Origin of the sequence: Bradyrhizobium sp. 190, assembly GCF_023073415.1 — a bacterium.
Lineage (GTDB): Bacteria > Pseudomonadota > Alphaproteobacteria > Rhizobiales > Xanthobacteraceae > Bradyrhizobium.
Genome location: NZ_JADPJL010000035.1, coordinates 64,347 through 79,465, shown reverse-complemented (window position 1 = coordinate 79,465; position 15,119 = coordinate 64,347). Strand labels below are relative to the sequence as shown.

Here is a 15,119-nt window from a genome sequence, read left to right as displayed (position 1 = left end):
GCGAGGCAAGAGGATGTCGTCAATCGAAAATCGATTTTTTCTCTAATCTGCTGCCTTCGCTGCGATTTGAGGCAGGTCGGCTCACGTGTGGTGACGGTTCTTGGATGCGTGGCGCCGCAGGTCTCCAAAATCGTCGTGACAATTTGCCGGGAGCGAGATAGATAGTTCGCGTGCGAAATAAATTGGTTTCGTCGAAATGACCTCCCGTCGCGAGCACCGGCTCGTGTTCCTGCTCAGCGTCGCGCAGCGCCGGCTGCAGCGTTGGATGGCGGCACGAACCCAAAACAGCGGGGTCACGGCGGCGCAGTCCGGCTTGCTGTTCATCCTGGGGCAGCGCGACGGCGCGCTGATGGGAGAGGCGGGTGCGGCGCTCGACCTCGGTCCGCCCGGCATCAGCGGGCTCGTTGACCGGATGACGGCGGCGAATCTGATCAAGCGTCGCGCCGATCCGGACGACGGCCGGGCATGGCGGCTTTGGCTGACGCCGGCCGGGCGCGCGGCTATGGCGCAGTCGAAAGCGGGACTCGTCGAGGTCAACGCGCGCCTCACGGAAGGATTTACTGAAGCCGAGATCGATGTCGTCGCGCGCTGGCTCACAACCATGCAAACCAGATTTCCCAGAGGAGAAGATGAATGACCGAGCACATCAAGATCGAGAAGAGCGGCGGGATTTTGAGCCTGACGATGGCCCGCCCCGACAAGAAGAACGCGCTGACGAACGCGATGTACGGCGCGCTGGCCGATGCAATCGAAGGCGCGGAGACTGATCCATCCGTCCGCGTCCTGCTGATCCGCGGCGAGGGCGACATGTTCACCGCCGGCAACGACGTCGGCGAGTTTGCCGCCATTGCATCAGGTGCCGTTCAGGGCGAGCGGCATGTCGGGCGTTTCCTGCAGGCGCTCGCAACATCGAGCCGGCCGCTGGTCGCCGCCGTCCAGGGACGCGCCGTCGGCATCGGCACCACGATGTTGTTGCATTGCGATCTGGTCGTGTTGGCGGAGAATGCGCTGTTGTCGACGCCATTCGTCAATCTGGCATTGGTGCCGGAAGCGTCTTCCAGCCTGCTGATGCCGCTCCGCATCGGGTACGCGCGCGCCTTTGAGATGTTCGCGCTCGGCGAACCCGTCGACGCCAAGTCCGCGCTCGCGTGGGGACTCGCCAACCGCGTGGTGCCACTCGACAAGCTCGATGCGGAAGCGAAGGCGCTCGCATCGCGACTGGCGAAACAGCCGGCTGGAGCCGTCAGTACAACGAAACGGCTGATGCGCAATCCGGAACTGCTGATGGCGCAGATCAAGGCGGAAAGCGAGGAGTTCGCGGCCCGCCTGAAGACCATGGAGGCGCGCGAGGCTTTCATGGCTTTCGCCGAACGCCGGCCGCCGGACTTTTTGAAACTTGCAAAACAGCCGGCCTAATCGCTTTCTCCTCGTCCGCCACCGGGAGGTGATTGACCGCCCGTGGCGGTCCCGCTACCTGTTTCGGGTTGCGTGCGGGGGAAACAAATGAACAAGAACAATGAAGCTTCCGAATTCGACTACGTCATCGTCGGTGCCGGCTCGGCCGGGTGCGTGCTCGCCAATCGCCTGAGTGCCGACGGCAAACATTCCGTGTTGCTGCTGGAGGCTGGGCCGAAGGATACCAATCTTTGGATCCACGTGCCGCTCGGCTACGGAAAGCTGTTCAAGGAAAAATCCGTCAACTGGATGTACCAGACCGAGCCGGAACCTGGATTGAACGGGAGGCAGGTGTTCCAACCGCGCGGTAAAGTGCTCGGCGGTTCGAGTTCGATCAACGGCCTGCTCTATGTACGCGGCCAGCACGAGGATTACGATCGCTGGCGCCAGCGCGGCAATGCCGGCTGGGGCTACGACGACGTGCTGCCCTATTTCAAGAAGGCCGAGAACCAGCAGCGCGGAGACGACAAGTATCATGGCACGGGCGGGCCGTTGCCGGTGTCGGACTGGCGGCATCACGATCCATTGTCGGAAGCTTTCGTGGTCGCCGCGGCCGAGACCGGTATCCCGACCAATCCGGATTTCAACGGCGCCACGCAGGAAGGGGCGGGATTTTTCCAGACCACGACAAGACGCGGCCGCCGCGCCAGCACGGCATTCTCCTATCTGCGTCCGGCGAAGAGCCGCAGCAATTTGCACGTCGAGACTTCGGCGCTGGCGCGGTGCATCCTGTTCGAGGGGCGGCGCGCGAAGGCGGTCGAATACAAGCAGGAGGGCCGCGTGCGCACGGCGCGGGCGCGCAAGGAAATCCTGGTCTCCAGCGGCGCGTATAACTCGCCGCAATTGCTGCAGCTCTCCGGCGTGGGACCTGTGGATCTCTTGAAGCAGCACGGCATCGAGATCGTGCTCGACGCGCCCGGCGTTGGCAATGATCTGCAGGATCACTTGCAGGTGCGCTTGATTACGCGCTGCGCGCAAAAGGTCACGCTGAACGATGTCGTCAACAATCCGCTCCGGCGGATGATGGCCGGCATTCAGTACGCAGCCCTGCGAAAAGGGCCGCTGACGATTGCCGCCGGCACCTCGGGCGCATTCTTCAAGACCAGCCCGCGGCTGGCCTCGCCCGATATCCAGATTCACTTCCTGCCGTTCTCGACCGACAAGATGGGCGAGAAGCTGCACGCGCTTTCCGGCTTTACCGCTTCGGTCTGCCAGTTGCGTCCCGAAAGCCGCGGCTCGCTGCGCATCAGGAGCGCCGATCCGTCCGTGCCGCCGGAAATCCGCATCAACTATCTCGCGACCGAAACCGATCGCCGCGCCTTCATCGACGGCATTCGCATCCTGCGCAGGATTCTCGCAGCGCCGGCGCTGAAGGCCTACGCGGTCGCCGAGGTCGATCCCGGTCCGAAGGTGCAGAGCGACGACGAGTTGCTCGATTTCTGCCGCCGCACCGGCAGCACGGTATATCATCCAACCTCGACCTGCCGCATGGGCAGCGATGCACTCGCCGTCGTCGACCAGCGCTTGCGCGTGCGCGGCATCGAAGGCCTGCGCGTGGTCGATGCGTCCATCATGCCGGACCTGATGTCGGGCAATACCAACGCGCCGACCATCATGATCGCGGAGAAGGCGTCGGATATGATCCTGGAGGACGCAAGGTAGCGAATGATCGTAGCCCGGATGAAGCGCAGCGTAATCCGGGGTTGTTCGCCGCGGAGAAACCTTTCCCGGATTGCGCTTCGCTCCATCCGGGCTACGAGAGCTACCCCTTATACTCCCGCACCCGCTTCAGCATCTGCTCGACATGGGCGATCGGGGTCTGGGGCTGGATGCCGTGGCCGAGGTTGAAGATCAGTCGCCCTTGCGCGTAGTTCGCCAGCACGTCGTCGACGGCGCGATCCAGCGCCGCGCCGCCCGCGATCAGCGCCAGCGGGTCGAGGTTGCCCTGCACCGCGACGCGGCTTTGCACGCGCTCGCGGATCAATGACGGCTCGGCCGCCCAGTCGATGCTAACCGCATTGACGCCGGTCGCTTCCACATAGGCCGGCAGCAGTGCGCCGGCTCCGCGGGGAAAGCCGATGATCTTCGCGTCAGGCGCTTTTGCGCGCACGCCTGCGACGATGCGCTTCGCAGGCTCAATCGACCAGCGCTCGAATTCGCGCGGCGGCAGCACGCCGGCCCAGGTATCGAAGATCTGCAACGCGTCCGCGCCGGCCTCGAGCTGGCCGAGCAGATATTGGATCGAGTTCTCCACCAGCACATCGATGATTTCAGCGAACGCCTCGGGATGGCGATAGGCCATCATCCGCGCCGGCGCCTGGTCGGGTGTTCCCTGTCCCGCAACCATGTAGGTCGCGACCGTCCACGGCGCGCCGCAGAAGCCGATCAGCGCAATATCGGGCGCGAGTTCGCCCCTCACGCGGCGCAGTGCTTCATACACCGGCTCGAGCTTGCCGAAATCGGCGTGGCGCGCGAGCGTCGCGACTTGCTCCGGCGTGTCCAGCGGATCGAGCCGCGGGCCTTCCCCGGCCTCGAAGCGCACGGAGCGGCCGAGCGCGTAGGGGATGACGAGAATGTCGGAAAAGATGATCGCGGCGTCGAAGTTGAAACGACGGATCGGCTGCAGTGTCACCTCGGCGGCATATCCCGGCGTGAAGCAAAGATCGAGAAAACTCCCCGCCTTGGCGCGTAGCTCGCGATATTCGGGAAGATAGCGGCCAGCCTGCCGCATCATCCACGCAGGCGGCACCTTCTGCCTGCGGCCGGACAGCACTTCGATAAAAGGTTTCACAGCGGATTTCTGGGACAATCGAAAGGTTCCTGCGCGGGCTGCTGGTCTCCGGCCTCTGATACACGCAGGTTTCGCCTTGGCCAAGGCGAGATGTGGAACTGGCGTGATTCCGCCGCGTTACCTCAGACACGGAGGCACCCCCATGGCTCAAAAATTCGATCCTGCGGCGCATGACAAACACGCTGAAGATCCCCGTGAAGCGGCGAAGGCCGATCGGGAAACTCACGAAAAGCTCAAGGCCGGGCTGGTCGACACGTTCCCGGCATCTGACCCCGTGAGCGCCGCGCAACCGGCGCCGTCGAAGGTCGACGCCGAGACCGAGAACCGGTCGCTCTGGGACAAGGTGCTAGCCGTCTTCCGCTAGCGCAGTTCTCGGCCGGGAGCGCCGTGAACCAGAACTGTGGAAAGCGGCCTGTTCTTGGCAGGCCGCTTTCGTCTGCTCATCTCAATAATGCGGCGGCGGTTCGTTGGCAGGGCCCGGCGCGTTGCTTTCGGCTTCCTGAAGGCGCTCCTTCAGTTCAGCGACCTGGCGCGTCAGCCTGTCGATCTCAATCCACTGCGCGGTGATCGTCTGGTTCAGCGTTTCGATGGTCACATCCTGATAGGTCAGCCGCATCTCCAGCGCATCGATGCGCTCGTTCAGTGCGTCGACATCAATCATGGGAGCCATCGCTCGGTTGTCGCTGCCGCAGCCCGTGGCCCAGCGCCACTCGTTCGTCGAATACGAAACATTCGCCGCGCCAGCGGCTCTCCTGCTCCGACACGCCTTCGAGGTATCTGAGGATGCCGCCCTTGAGGTGATAGACCTCGCCAAACCCCTGCGCCAGCAGATAGGCGCTGGCCTTCTCACACCGGATACCGCCGGTGCAGAACATCGCGATCCTCTTGTGCTTCGCCGGATCGAGTTTCTGCGCGGCGAATTCCTTGAACTGCCCAAAGCTCTTGAGACCGGGATCGACCGCCCCTTCGAACGTGCCCATCGCCACCTCGAAGGCGTTGCGGGTGTCGATCACCAGCGTGTCGGGCGCTGCAATCAGTTCGTTCCAGTCTGACGGCTCGACATAGGTGCCGACCTGCCGCGTCGGATCGACGGCAGTATCCCCGAGCGTGACGATTTCCTTTTTCAGGCGGATCTTCAGCCGCTGGAACGGCATCTCGGAAGCACTTGAGAACTTGAGTTCAAGATTGTCGAGCCGGCCACCGCAGAGGGGGCCGTGCTGCAGCTCCCGGACGAACGCGTCGATGGCTTCGTCGCCGCCCGCAACGGTGCCGTTAATCCCCTCATGCGCCAGCAGCACACTGCCTTTTATCCCAAGGCCGGCTGCAAGCGCGCGCAGCGGCTCGCGCAGCTCCCGGAAATCCGGCAGTGCGGCGAATTGGTAGAGGGCGGCGACCTTGAGCGGCATGGCGACCGTTTATCAGGCAGGCCGGGCAGGGGAAACCCCGTAAAGCCCTGCGTATTCCGCGTATTGCCACCGCCGGACCTTGGCATGCCAGCCATTGCCCAGTTGGGGATGAATATGCCAAAGAACCGTCTGAAGACCCACCCGATCGTCCCCAGCGGGATGCCCAAGAAATATTGAAGAAACGCTGAAAAGAAAGCACTCGCGATGAGGAATTTCCATTTCGCCGGCCGCTCGACGGTCCACGCCCAGAACGCGATGGTGGCGACGTCGCACCCGGAGGCCGCGCTGACCGCGATCGATGTGATGCGGGCCGGCGGCACGGCGGCGGACGCTGCGGTCGCTGCCTGCGCGCTGCTCGGTGTAATCGAGCCGCAATCGACCGGCATCGGCGGCGATTGCTTTGCGCTGATCCAGCCGAAGGGCGAGGGCAAGATAACAGCCTATAACGGCTCCGGCCGCGCGCCGATGGCGGCCAACGCAGAATGGTATCTCGAGCGCAAGATCCACTCGGTTCCGCTGACGTCGGCCCACTCGGTGAGCATTCCCGGCGCAATCGACGCCTGGGATACGATCGTGCGCGACCACGGCAAGATGGGCCTCGACACGCTGCTGCAGCCCGCGATCAAGGCTGCGGAAGAAGGGTATGTGGTCGCGCCGCGTATCGCCTTCGACTGGAAGAACCAGTTCGAGAAATTGAAGAACGGCACCAATACCGAGCGCTACCTGCTGCCGCACGGTAAGCCGGCCGTAGCCGGCGACGTGATCCATCAGCCCGAATTGGGCAAGACGCTACGCGCCATCGCGAAGAACGGCCGCGATGCGTTCTACACCGGCGAAATCGCAGCCGACATGGTGGAGACGCTCCGCGGCATCGGCGGCCTGCACACGCTGGAAGACTTTGCCGCGCACTCGACTGAAACGACGTCGCCGATCGGCACGATGTACAAGGGGCACGACGTATGGCAGTGCCCGCCGAACGGTCCCGGTATCACCATGCTTGTCATGCTGAACATCCTCTCCCGCTTCGACCTGACCAAATTCGCGCCGCTCAGCATCGAGCGCTTCCATCTCGAGGCGGAGGCCGCGCGCATCGCCTACATGATGCGTGAGCAGTATATCGGCGATCCGCAGCAGGTGCATGTCGACGTTGCCGGCATCCTCGCGAAGGAATTCGCCGAGGAGCACATCAAGAATATCAGGATGGACCGGCTGCTCGATCTGCCGAACGTCGCGCCGCCGATGAATCCATCCACGGTCTACATCACCGTGGTCGACAAGGACCGCAACGTCTGCTCGTTCATCAACTCGATCGCGCATTCATTCGGTTCGGCGATCGTCTCCAACAAGACCGGGATCCTGCTGCAGAACCGCGCCGGCGGCTTCCGGATTCAGCCCGGCCATCCCAATTGCATCGCGCCGGGCAAGCGGCCGCTGCACACGATCATCCCGAGCCTTGCCACCAAAAACGGTCGCGCAGTGATGCCGTTCGGCGTGATGGGCGGGCAGTATCAGCCGGTTGGTCAAAGCCATGTGCTGACCAACATCCTCGACTATGGCTGCGACGTGCAGGAAGCCATCGATATGCCGCGCGGCCTGCATTACGAGGGCGTCTATCAGCTCGAGGACAGCGTGCCGGCCGAGATCGTCGAAGGCTTGAAGAAGATCGGTCACAAGACCACCAGCGTGGTCGGGCCCCTCGGTGGCGGCCAGGCGATCTGGATAGACTGGGACAAGGGGACGCTGACCGGCGGCTCCGATCCCCGCAAGGACGGTTGCGCGCTGGGCTATTGAGCCTTTCGCGTCGTCAGCCGCGGAACAACAGGCTGTCGCTTTCGTTAAAGCGATGAAGCGGAGCCGTTCACATTGCAGTGGACGGCCGCCTGTTGTCAGGGGTTTGCGATCAGTGTTCTCGATTCAGATGATTCCGAACACGCCGACCTGCGCGGCGGCCGCTCGCCGTGGTTTGCGAACTCAGGTCGCCCTTCGCGCCTCTATGTGCGCGACAATCTCAAATGCGACGCGCTCGTTATCGGCGCCGGCATTACGGGGTCGCTGGTCGCCGAGCGCCTGACACGGCAAGGCCTGGACGTGGTCATCATCGATCGCGAGTTGCCGGGTCACGGCAGCACCGCGGCCTCGACCTCGATGCTGCTGTGGGAAATCGATCAGCCGTTGCGGCAGTTGAGCGAAGCCTATGGCTTCGAGCGCGCGGCGCGGGCCTATCGCGCCAGCTTCGAGGCCGTCGCCGGGCTGAAATCGCTGGTCGGACAACTCGGCATCGCCTGCGACATGCGGGACAAGAAGTCGCTTTATCTTGCGGCAGACGAAAGCAGCGCCGGTCTGATCGAAGAGCATCGTTGCCGTGCGCGAGCCGGCCTGCCAGGCGATTTTCTCGACCACGGCACATTGCTCGACAGCTTTGGCTTTGCGCGTGCCGGAGCGATCGTCTCCCAAGGCGCGGCCGATGCCGATCCCGTGCAGCTCGCGCATGGAATGCTAGGGACAGCCGTTGCCCGCGGTGCGCGGTTGTTCGAGGCAGAAGCCGTCGCATTCGATGCCGCTGGGCGCTCGGTCAGTGTCGGCCTTGCCAACGATCGCGAGATCGAGGCGCGCGCCGTTGTTCTTGCCACCGGCTACGTCATGCCCGACATCGTTCGCTCCACCGTGCATAAGGCGTCATCGAGTTGGGCGATTGCGACGCCGCCGCAGCCGCAAAATGCCTGGAGCGACGGTGTGCTGATCTGGGAGGATGCAACGGACTATCTCTACGCACGAACGACGCACGCGGGGCGCATCATTGTCGGCGGCGAGGATAGTGCCGAAATCGTCGAATCGGAGCCGCGCGACCGCCTGATTCCCGAAAAATCGCGCGCACTCGCACAACGGCTCGCGGCGCTCTGGCCTGCCGCAAGGCCCGACATCGAGTTCCGCTGGGCCGGCACGTTCGGCACGACGTCCGACGGCTTGCCCCTGATCGGCCCGGTCCCCGGTGCCAAGGGCGTCTATGCGGCGTATGGTTATGGCGGCAACGGCATCACCTTCAGTTTTCTTGCCGCGGATCTGATCGGCGATCTGATCGCCGGCAAGACTTCGCCATTGTTGCGCGATTTCGCGATAGATCGTGATGGCGACATGGCTGCCGGCTGAAAAATGGCTATCGAAATGAGCCGCCTTGGGCTAGAGACGTCGGTCTCTCGAACGAGGTGCCAAAGATGCGATCTTCCCGACGCACGATCATCCGGACCGCTTGTGCTGCCGTGGCGGCCGCAGTTGCCACGCCTATGGCCACGCCCAAGCTGGTCTTGGCCCAGACCGCAGGAAAACCCATGACCACAGCTTCAGGCTTGCAGATCATCGACAGCAAGGTCGGCACCGGCGCGTCGCCAAAGTCCGGCCAGACTTGCGTCATGCATTATACCGGATGGCTCTACGAGAACGGCCAGAAGGGCAAGAAGTTCGACTCCTCCGTGGACCGCAACGAGCCGTTCGAGTTTCCGATCGGCCAGCGCCGGGTGATTGCCGGCTGGGACGAGGGTGTCGCCTCCATGAAGGTCGGCGGCAAGCGCACGCTGATCATTCCGCCTGAACTCGGTTATGGCGCGCGCGGCGCCGGCGGCCTCATTCCGCCGAATGCAACGCTGATGTTCGACGTCGAATTGCTGGCGGTGAAGTAAACCGCGCGCAACGGGGAGGCGCATCGTGAAGGTCTCGATCCTCGACGACTATTTCGACACGCTGCGCACCCTCGACTGCTTCGGCAAGCTGGCCGGACACGACGTCGCGATCTGGAACGATCACGTCCAGGACGTCGATGTGTTGGCGGAACGCCTGCGCGACACCGAGGCGCTGGTGCTGATCCGCGAACGCACGCAAATACGCACGCCGCTGCTGGAGCGCCTGCCGAAACTGAAGCTGATCAGCCAGCGCAGCGTCTTTCCGCATATCGACATCGACACCTGCACCCGGCTCGGCATTGTCGTATCATCCAGCCAGCACGCCGATACGCCGTCCTATGCGACCGCCGAGTTCACCTGGGGCCTAATCCTGGCAGCGATGCGCGCCATTCCGCAGCAGATGGCTGCGCTCAAGGCCGGCAAATGGCAGATCGGCGTCGGCCATACGCTCCGCGGCAAGACTCTCGGCATCTACGGCTACGGGCGGATCGGCGCCGTCGTCGCCGGCTATGGCAAGGCGTTCGGCATGAACGTGCTGGTGTGGGCGCGCGAGCCGGCAATGGCGAAGGCCCGTGCCGACGGCTACGAGACCGCCGCCAGCAAGGCTGATTTCTTCGAACGGTGCGACGTGCTTTCGCTGCACATGCGCCTGGTCGACGCCACACGCGGCATCGTCAAGGCGGAAGATCTCGCGCGCATGAAGGCCTCGGCGCTGCTGGTCAACACCAGCCGCGCGCCGTTGATCGAGCCGAACGCGCTGGTCAATGCGCTGCGCGCCGGAAGGCCCGGCATGGCGGCGATCGATGTCTATGACAAGGAACCGCTCCGCGACGTCAACGATCCCCTGCTGACCATGGACAACGTCGTCTGCACGCCGCATCTCGGCTACGTCTCGCGCGACGAATACGAAATCCAGTTCACGGACATTTTCGACCAGATCCTGGCCTATGCCGCGGGCACGCCGACGAATGTCGTCAATCCGGATGCGATTTCCAGACGGCGCTGATGCGCAGCACGGCGCCAGGGCGTAGATGGACGAGGGAAGACCCCGGCCATGACGAAAACCGGGGCGCCTATGCGCCGCCGGCTCCCTTAATCTTCTGGTTTGCAGGCCCGGTTTTCGATACCGTTCGGACGAACGATATTTCGAGAAAGCGCACAATGACCGGCACGCACGACCACACCCATTCCCACGATCACGATCATTCGCACGGCGATGACGAGCGCTGGAAGCATGACGGCGTCCGCGTCATTCCCGGCAATCAGCTCGATCCCAACGTGCCGTCAACCGCCGGCATGGACCGCAAGGCCGCGATCAATTTCGCCCGCGTCGGCGCGCAGAAACTATGGGCGGGCACCGTGACGATCCGGCCCGACGCCAAGACCGGCGCGCACCATCACGGTCATCTCGAAAGCATCATCTATGTCGTGAAGGGCAAGGCGCGGATGCGCTGGGGCGAGCATCTGCAATTCACCGCGGAAGCCGGTCCCGGCGATTTCATCTTCGTTCCGCCCTACGTGCCGCACCAGGAGATCAATGCCAGCCGTGACGAGGTGCTGGAATGCGTGCTGGTGCGCAGCGACGGCGAGGCGGTGGCGATCAACCTCGACATCGAGCCGGTGGAAAAGCCAGAGACCGTGCTGTGGGTCGATCCGGTGCACCGGGATCCCGCCGAGAAGAAGTAATAACGAAGGCCGCCTTCGTGCGGATGTCGCGGGGAATACCATGACGCTTGTTCGCTATGAGAGCGCTGGACACATTGCCACCATCACGATGGATCGCGCGTCCGCGCACAATGCCCTCAACAACGCCCTGTGCGACGAGCTGCGCGCGGCCTGGCTCCGCTTTCACGAAAGTGACGACCGTGTTGCGGTGCTTGCGTCATCCGAAGAGAAGTATTTTTCGGTGGGCGCCGACGTGAATGATCTCCCCGTTAACATGTGGCACGCGGTGCCTGGATTGGGCGTCGAACTCGACAAGCCGGTCATTGCCGCGACATCCGGATGGGTCGTCGGCGGCGCCTTCGTGCTGGTGCAGATGGCGGACATGTGCGTGGCATCGGAGACGACGCGCTTCATCTACCCCGAGGGCAAGATCGGCACCACCGCCGGCGGCATCTCCTCGGTGATGGCGCGAATGCCGCACAAGATCGCCATGGAGTTCCTTCTGGTCGGCGAGGAAATGTCGGCGGAGCGCGCTTACCAGATCGGCTTCGTGAACAAGGTCGCGCCGAAGGGACAGCATGTCGCACTCGCCCAGCAGATGGCGGCCAAAATCGCCGCCAACGCGCCGCTGGTGGTCCGGGCGCTGAAGAAACTCGCCCGCGACGCCATGCCCAAGGGGCCGCTGGAAGGGGTTGCCGAGGTGCGGCGGCTGCTCGATGCCGTCAGGGATAGCGAAGACCTGAAGGAAGGCGTCAAGGCGTTCGCCGAAAAGCGCAAGCCCGACTTCAAGGGCAGGTAGGACGGCGATCTCCGGGAATCCAGTCAGACGGCCTTCTGCCCGCCAAAAATAATTTGAAAATCGATGTCGGACCCGCCTCCGCGCGTTCGTCCTTGGCTTGAGCCTCCCAAAAAAGGAACCCGATGATGGCTAAAATGATCTTCGTCAACTTGCCAGTCAGCGATCTCGCCCGCTCGACCGCCTTCTATCAGGCGATCGGCGGCGAAAAGAACCCGCAATTCTCCGATGACACGGCGTCCTGCATGGTGTTTTCCGACGCCATCCACGTCATGCTGCTGACTCACGACAAGTACCGGCAGTTCACTTCGAAGAAGATCGCCGACGCCAAGGCTACCAGCCAGGTTCTGATCTGCCTTTCCGCCGACAGCCGCGACGCGGTGGACGACGTGGTCGGGAAGGCGCAGGGCGCGGGCGGCGGCGCCGATCCGGGTCCGAAGCAGGATTATGGCTTCATGTACGGCCGCAGCTTCGAAGATCCCGATGGGCACCACTGGGAAGTGATGTGGATGGATGTCGCCGCCGCGCAATCCGCGATGGCCCAAGCCTGATCATTTCAAACCTGTGACAACCCGGAGTTCTCCCGATGTCCAAGATTTCCCCCTGCCTGTGGTTTAGCAGCGAGGCTGAGGAGGCCGCAAACCTGTACGTCTCACTGCTGCCCGATTCCCGGATCGAGAAAGTCCAAAAGAACACCGTCGATAGTCCTGCCGGCAAGGCCGGTTCGGTGCTGGTGGTCGAATTCACGCTGGCCGGCCAGCGGTTCATGGCGCTGAACGGCAACAAGCCATTCGACTTCACCCACGCCGTCTCGTTCAAGATCGACTGCGCCGATCAGGCCGAGGTCGATCGGCTCTGGGACGCATTGCTGGCGGCCGGCGGCAAGGCCGTGCAATGTGGCTGGCTGAAGGATTGCTACGGCGTGTCGTGGCAGATCGTGCCGACCGCGGCGATGAAATACATCGGCGGTTCCGATACAGCCGGGGCGCAACGCGCGATGCAGGCGATGATGGGCATGGTCAAGCTCGATGTCGAAGAACTGAAGCGGGCGTATGAAGGGAAGTCCGCGGCGTAGATCGGGCGCGGAATTCGTAGGGTGGGCAAAGCGAAGCGTGCCCACCATTCACGACAACGATGCCGAGAGATGGTGGGCACGGCGCTCGCGCGCCTTTGCCCACCCTACATTTTCTTAATAACTGATCCTCAAACCCACGCCGCCGTGAAGCGTGTTGCCGACGGGCTGCGCGCCGGCGGTGCCGTTGAGGAAGAGGTCGGCGACCCAGCCCTTGCTAATGCGGAAGCCAAGCCGGCCGCCATATTCGAACCAGCCCTGATTGCCGATGACAGGCACGATCGTGCCGTCGCCGGTCACGCTGGCGACGATGCCGGATCGCGTTCCGAAGGATTGCACCCATCCGCCATTGATGTTGGCTTCGACGCTTGAGCCGAACAGATGCGTCCACTGTCCGCCGACCTTGACGAGGTTGGTGCGGTCGGTGCCATCGGCGATCGAGGCGTCGAACGGATTGAAGGCTGTGGTGGGATCCATATAGCCCTTCACCCGCTGCCATAGCTGCCAGACCTCGATGGAAGCTGCCACCTCGTCGCGCGGCGACAGCCGGCTCATCCAGCCGGCACGGCCATAGACGGCGTAATTCTCGCTCGTGGTCGAACTTTCGAGCGATACCGCGCCGAGGCTCGTCGTGTAGCTGCGCGAATAGCGCACCTTCTGGAATGGCGACAGGATGGTGCCGATATCGAAGAACGGCCGCGATGATCCCCAGTCGACGAAATCATAACGCAGCGCAAACGCGCCGATCGGCGAACTGGTGACGCTGTAGCCGCCTTCATTGTACTGGGCATAGGCGATGCCGGCGAGCAGCGACAGATTGGGCGTCAGGTTCTTGCGGCCGTGAATGCCGGCCGAGAACGAACCCGCCGAACCGAACGCGCTGACGCAATCGTTGCAATTGACCTGCTCGTTGACCCCCAGCAGCACGTTGCCGAGCACGCGGTTGGTGATCATCTGGTTGAAGCGCTGTCCGGCCAGATCGTTGATCGATCCGGCGTTCGAACCAGACACGGCGGCCGGCGGCGCGTTGGTGCTCGGCGTCGGGGTCGGCGAGGCCGAGGGTGTCGGCGTAGGCGATGGGCTCGGCGTCGGGGTCGGCGAAGCCGAAGGTGTTGGTGTTGGCGACGGGCTCGGCGTTGGCGTCGGCGAATAGCACTCGATGCAATCATCCAGCGGTGTTGGAGAAGGTGACGGCGAGGGTGACTGCGCCCACGCCGACGACTGGACAAGCGAAAGCAAGGCCATGACCGCAAGCGCGGCCAATAAAGTGAGGCTGCGAACGCGTCTTGCCATGGTCAGCGCCCGCACAGCATACCGGTGGGATCGCTGCCGTCATCGACGATGACCGGCGTCGCATCCGCATATTGCGTCTTGCTGCAAAGCCCTGCCGCGGCGCTGCAGGTTGCGGCAAACGTCCATGGCGGATTGTTGGTCTTCTTGATCGTCGATCTGCCGCCGCCGCCGGAGGTGATGATGGCGGTGTCGCCGGGGCGGGTGAGCTGGATGCATTCAAAGCTGACCGTGCAGACCGAGGCAGCGCCGTCCTGCAGGTTGACGATGGTCTGGCCACGCTGTGACAGGATGTCGAGCGTGGTGCCGCGCACGCCAATGGTCGCCAGCGGCGTCGTGATCTTGTAGGCGGCCTTGTCCGAATGGCCGGTGACGAAACGAAACGCACCCGAAGTCATGCGCACCGCGACTTCGCGGTAGTGATGCTCGTCGTCGAAAACGGTGCGGTCGAGCTTGAGCGTCGCGTTGGGTCCGAGCGAGAGATTGGTGCTGTCGGCCATCACCAGCCGCGTTGCGCTGTCGATCCCGGTGCGCACGGTTTCGTCACGGACCAGTCCATCGCCGACCTTGATCTGCGTGGTCGAGGGTCCGGCAACGCGGAGCACTTCATTCTTGACGACTGCCGCTTCGCCCACGCGCGTTTGCGCGTGCGCGGGAGCAATCATCAACACAGAAACCAGGCCAATTGCAGATAGTGAAAAAAAGCAGTTACAGAAATTCATTTCAAAACCGATCGATTTATCCCGACATCGTACCGATCGCGCGCGCATGCGATGTGGCAGAATTATCACTCGTGCGGCTTACACGTCCGTCGGTTAGTGATTGCGAAATCGAAATCCGTTCAATGCGATGGACATAAAAATCCGGAGCTATCACACTCAATTTTGCCGCAATGTCATCTAGTGCCTGAATCCGAGTCGGATCGTCCGTGAAGCCAGCAGCCCCATCACATTCTATTCTGCCCGATTCG

The 15,119-nt window shown here is 63.1% G+C and carries 17 protein-coding genes; 12 read left to right on the top strand and 5 right to left on the bottom strand.

The window, feature by feature from the left end:
* Positions 1 to 196: 196 nt before the first annotated feature.
* The 3 genes from IVB22_RS20955 to IVB22_RS20945 all read left to right on the top strand — a co-directional run bounded on the left by IVB22_RS20955 (position 197) and on the right by IVB22_RS20945 (position 3,117).
* Positions 197 to 637, top strand: coding sequence for a MarR family winged helix-turn-helix transcriptional regulator (locus tag IVB22_RS20955; protein WP_247519177.1), 441 nt, complete (start codon positions 197 to 199; stop codon positions 635 to 637).
* Entirely contained in the window at positions 634 to 1,416 is a 783-nt protein-coding gene (locus IVB22_RS20950; RefSeq protein WP_247519176.1) for an enoyl-CoA hydratase, read from the top strand. The genes IVB22_RS20955 and IVB22_RS20950 overlap by 4 nt, the downstream gene beginning before the upstream one ends.
* A gap of 87 nt (positions 1,417 to 1,503) precedes the next feature.
* Entirely contained in the window at positions 1,504 to 3,117 is a 1,614-nt protein-coding gene (locus tag IVB22_RS20945; protein WP_247519175.1) for a GMC family oxidoreductase, read from the top strand.
* A gap of 100 nt (positions 3,118 to 3,217) precedes the next feature.
* Here the strand turns inward: IVB22_RS20945 and hemE are convergent, their stop codons facing one another.
* On the bottom strand, positions 3,218 to 4,189 hold the full coding sequence (gene hemE / locus IVB22_RS20940; RefSeq protein WP_374207597.1) for a uroporphyrinogen decarboxylase: 972 nt from the start codon (positions 4,187 to 4,189) through the stop codon (positions 3,218 to 3,220).
* Between the two features lie 199 nt (positions 4,190 to 4,388).
* On the opposite strand from hemE, the gene IVB22_RS20935 reads away from it, so the two are divergent.
* Positions 4,389 to 4,610 carry a hypothetical protein gene (locus IVB22_RS20935; RefSeq protein WP_247519173.1) on the top strand — a complete coding sequence of 74 codons (222 nt, stop codon included), beginning with the start codon at positions 4,389 to 4,391 and terminating at the stop codon, positions 4,608 to 4,610.
* Between the two features lie 81 nt (positions 4,611 to 4,691).
* On the opposite strand, the gene IVB22_RS20930 is transcribed toward IVB22_RS20935, so the two are convergent.
* On the bottom strand, positions 4,692 to 4,907 hold the full coding sequence (locus IVB22_RS20930; RefSeq protein WP_247519172.1) for a SlyX family protein: 216 nt from the start codon (positions 4,905 to 4,907) through the stop codon (positions 4,692 to 4,694).
* Positions 4,900 to 5,652, bottom strand: coding sequence for a rhodanese-related sulfurtransferase (locus IVB22_RS20925; protein ID WP_247519171.1), 753 nt, complete (start codon positions 5,650 to 5,652; stop codon positions 4,900 to 4,902). Before IVB22_RS20925 ends, IVB22_RS20930 begins: the two co-directional genes overlap by 8 nt.
* A gap of 204 nt (positions 5,653 to 5,856) precedes the next feature.
* Here IVB22_RS20925 and ggt point away from each other — a divergent pair, with 204 nt between their 5' ends.
* The 8 genes from ggt to IVB22_RS20885 all read left to right on the top strand — a co-directional run bounded on the left by ggt (position 5,857) and on the right by IVB22_RS20885 (position 12,862).
* Positions 5,857 to 7,443 carry a gamma-glutamyltransferase gene (ggt, locus tag IVB22_RS20920; protein WP_247519170.1) on the top strand — a complete coding sequence of 529 codons (1,587 nt, stop codon included), beginning with the start codon at positions 5,857 to 5,859 and terminating at the stop codon, positions 7,441 to 7,443.
* Positions 7,444 to 7,515: 72 nt separating this feature from the next.
* The gene (locus IVB22_RS20915) at positions 7,516 to 8,799 is read left to right on the top strand and encodes an FAD-binding oxidoreductase (protein ID WP_247519169.1); all 1,284 of its coding nucleotides are present in this window, start codon (positions 7,516 to 7,518) and stop codon (positions 8,797 to 8,799) included.
* 134 nt (positions 8,800 to 8,933) lie between these two features.
* On the top strand, positions 8,934 to 9,326 hold the full coding sequence (locus IVB22_RS20910) for an FKBP-type peptidyl-prolyl cis-trans isomerase (protein WP_247519168.1): 393 nt from the start codon (positions 8,934 to 8,936) through the stop codon (positions 9,324 to 9,326).
* A 25-nt stretch (positions 9,327 to 9,351) separates the two neighbouring features.
* A complete protein-coding gene (locus IVB22_RS20905) occupies positions 9,352 to 10,332 on the top strand; it encodes a D-2-hydroxyacid dehydrogenase family protein (protein WP_247519167.1) in 981 nt (326 codons plus the stop codon).
* A 155-nt stretch (positions 10,333 to 10,487) separates the two neighbouring features.
* A complete protein-coding gene (locus IVB22_RS20900; protein ID WP_212417726.1) occupies positions 10,488 to 11,012 on the top strand; it encodes a cupin domain-containing protein in 525 nt (174 codons plus the stop codon).
* A 40-nt stretch (positions 11,013 to 11,052) separates the two neighbouring features.
* A complete protein-coding gene (locus IVB22_RS20895; RefSeq protein ID WP_247519166.1) occupies positions 11,053 to 11,790 on the top strand; it encodes an enoyl-CoA hydratase/isomerase family protein in 738 nt (245 codons plus the stop codon).
* A gap of 125 nt (positions 11,791 to 11,915) precedes the next feature.
* Entirely contained in the window at positions 11,916 to 12,338 is a 423-nt protein-coding gene (locus IVB22_RS20890) for a VOC family protein (RefSeq protein WP_247519165.1), read from the top strand.
* Between the two features lie 35 nt (positions 12,339 to 12,373).
* Positions 12,374 to 12,862 carry a VOC family protein gene (locus tag IVB22_RS20885; RefSeq protein WP_247519164.1) on the top strand — a complete coding sequence of 163 codons (489 nt, stop codon included), beginning with the start codon at positions 12,374 to 12,376 and terminating at the stop codon, positions 12,860 to 12,862.
* 114 nt (positions 12,863 to 12,976) lie between these two features.
* Here the strand turns inward: IVB22_RS20885 and IVB22_RS20880 are convergent, their stop codons facing one another.
* Both IVB22_RS20880 and IVB22_RS20875 read right to left on the bottom strand, forming a co-directional pair.
* Complete coding sequence (locus IVB22_RS20880; protein ID WP_247519163.1) at positions 12,977 to 14,152, bottom strand: hypothetical protein; 1,176 nt, start codon at positions 14,150 to 14,152, stop codon at positions 12,977 to 12,979.
* Positions 14,153 to 14,154: 2 nt separating this feature from the next.
* Entirely contained in the window at positions 14,155 to 14,919 is a 765-nt protein-coding gene (locus IVB22_RS20875) for a FecR domain-containing protein (RefSeq protein ID WP_374207583.1), read from the bottom strand.
* Positions 14,920 to 15,119: the final 200 nt, after the last annotated feature.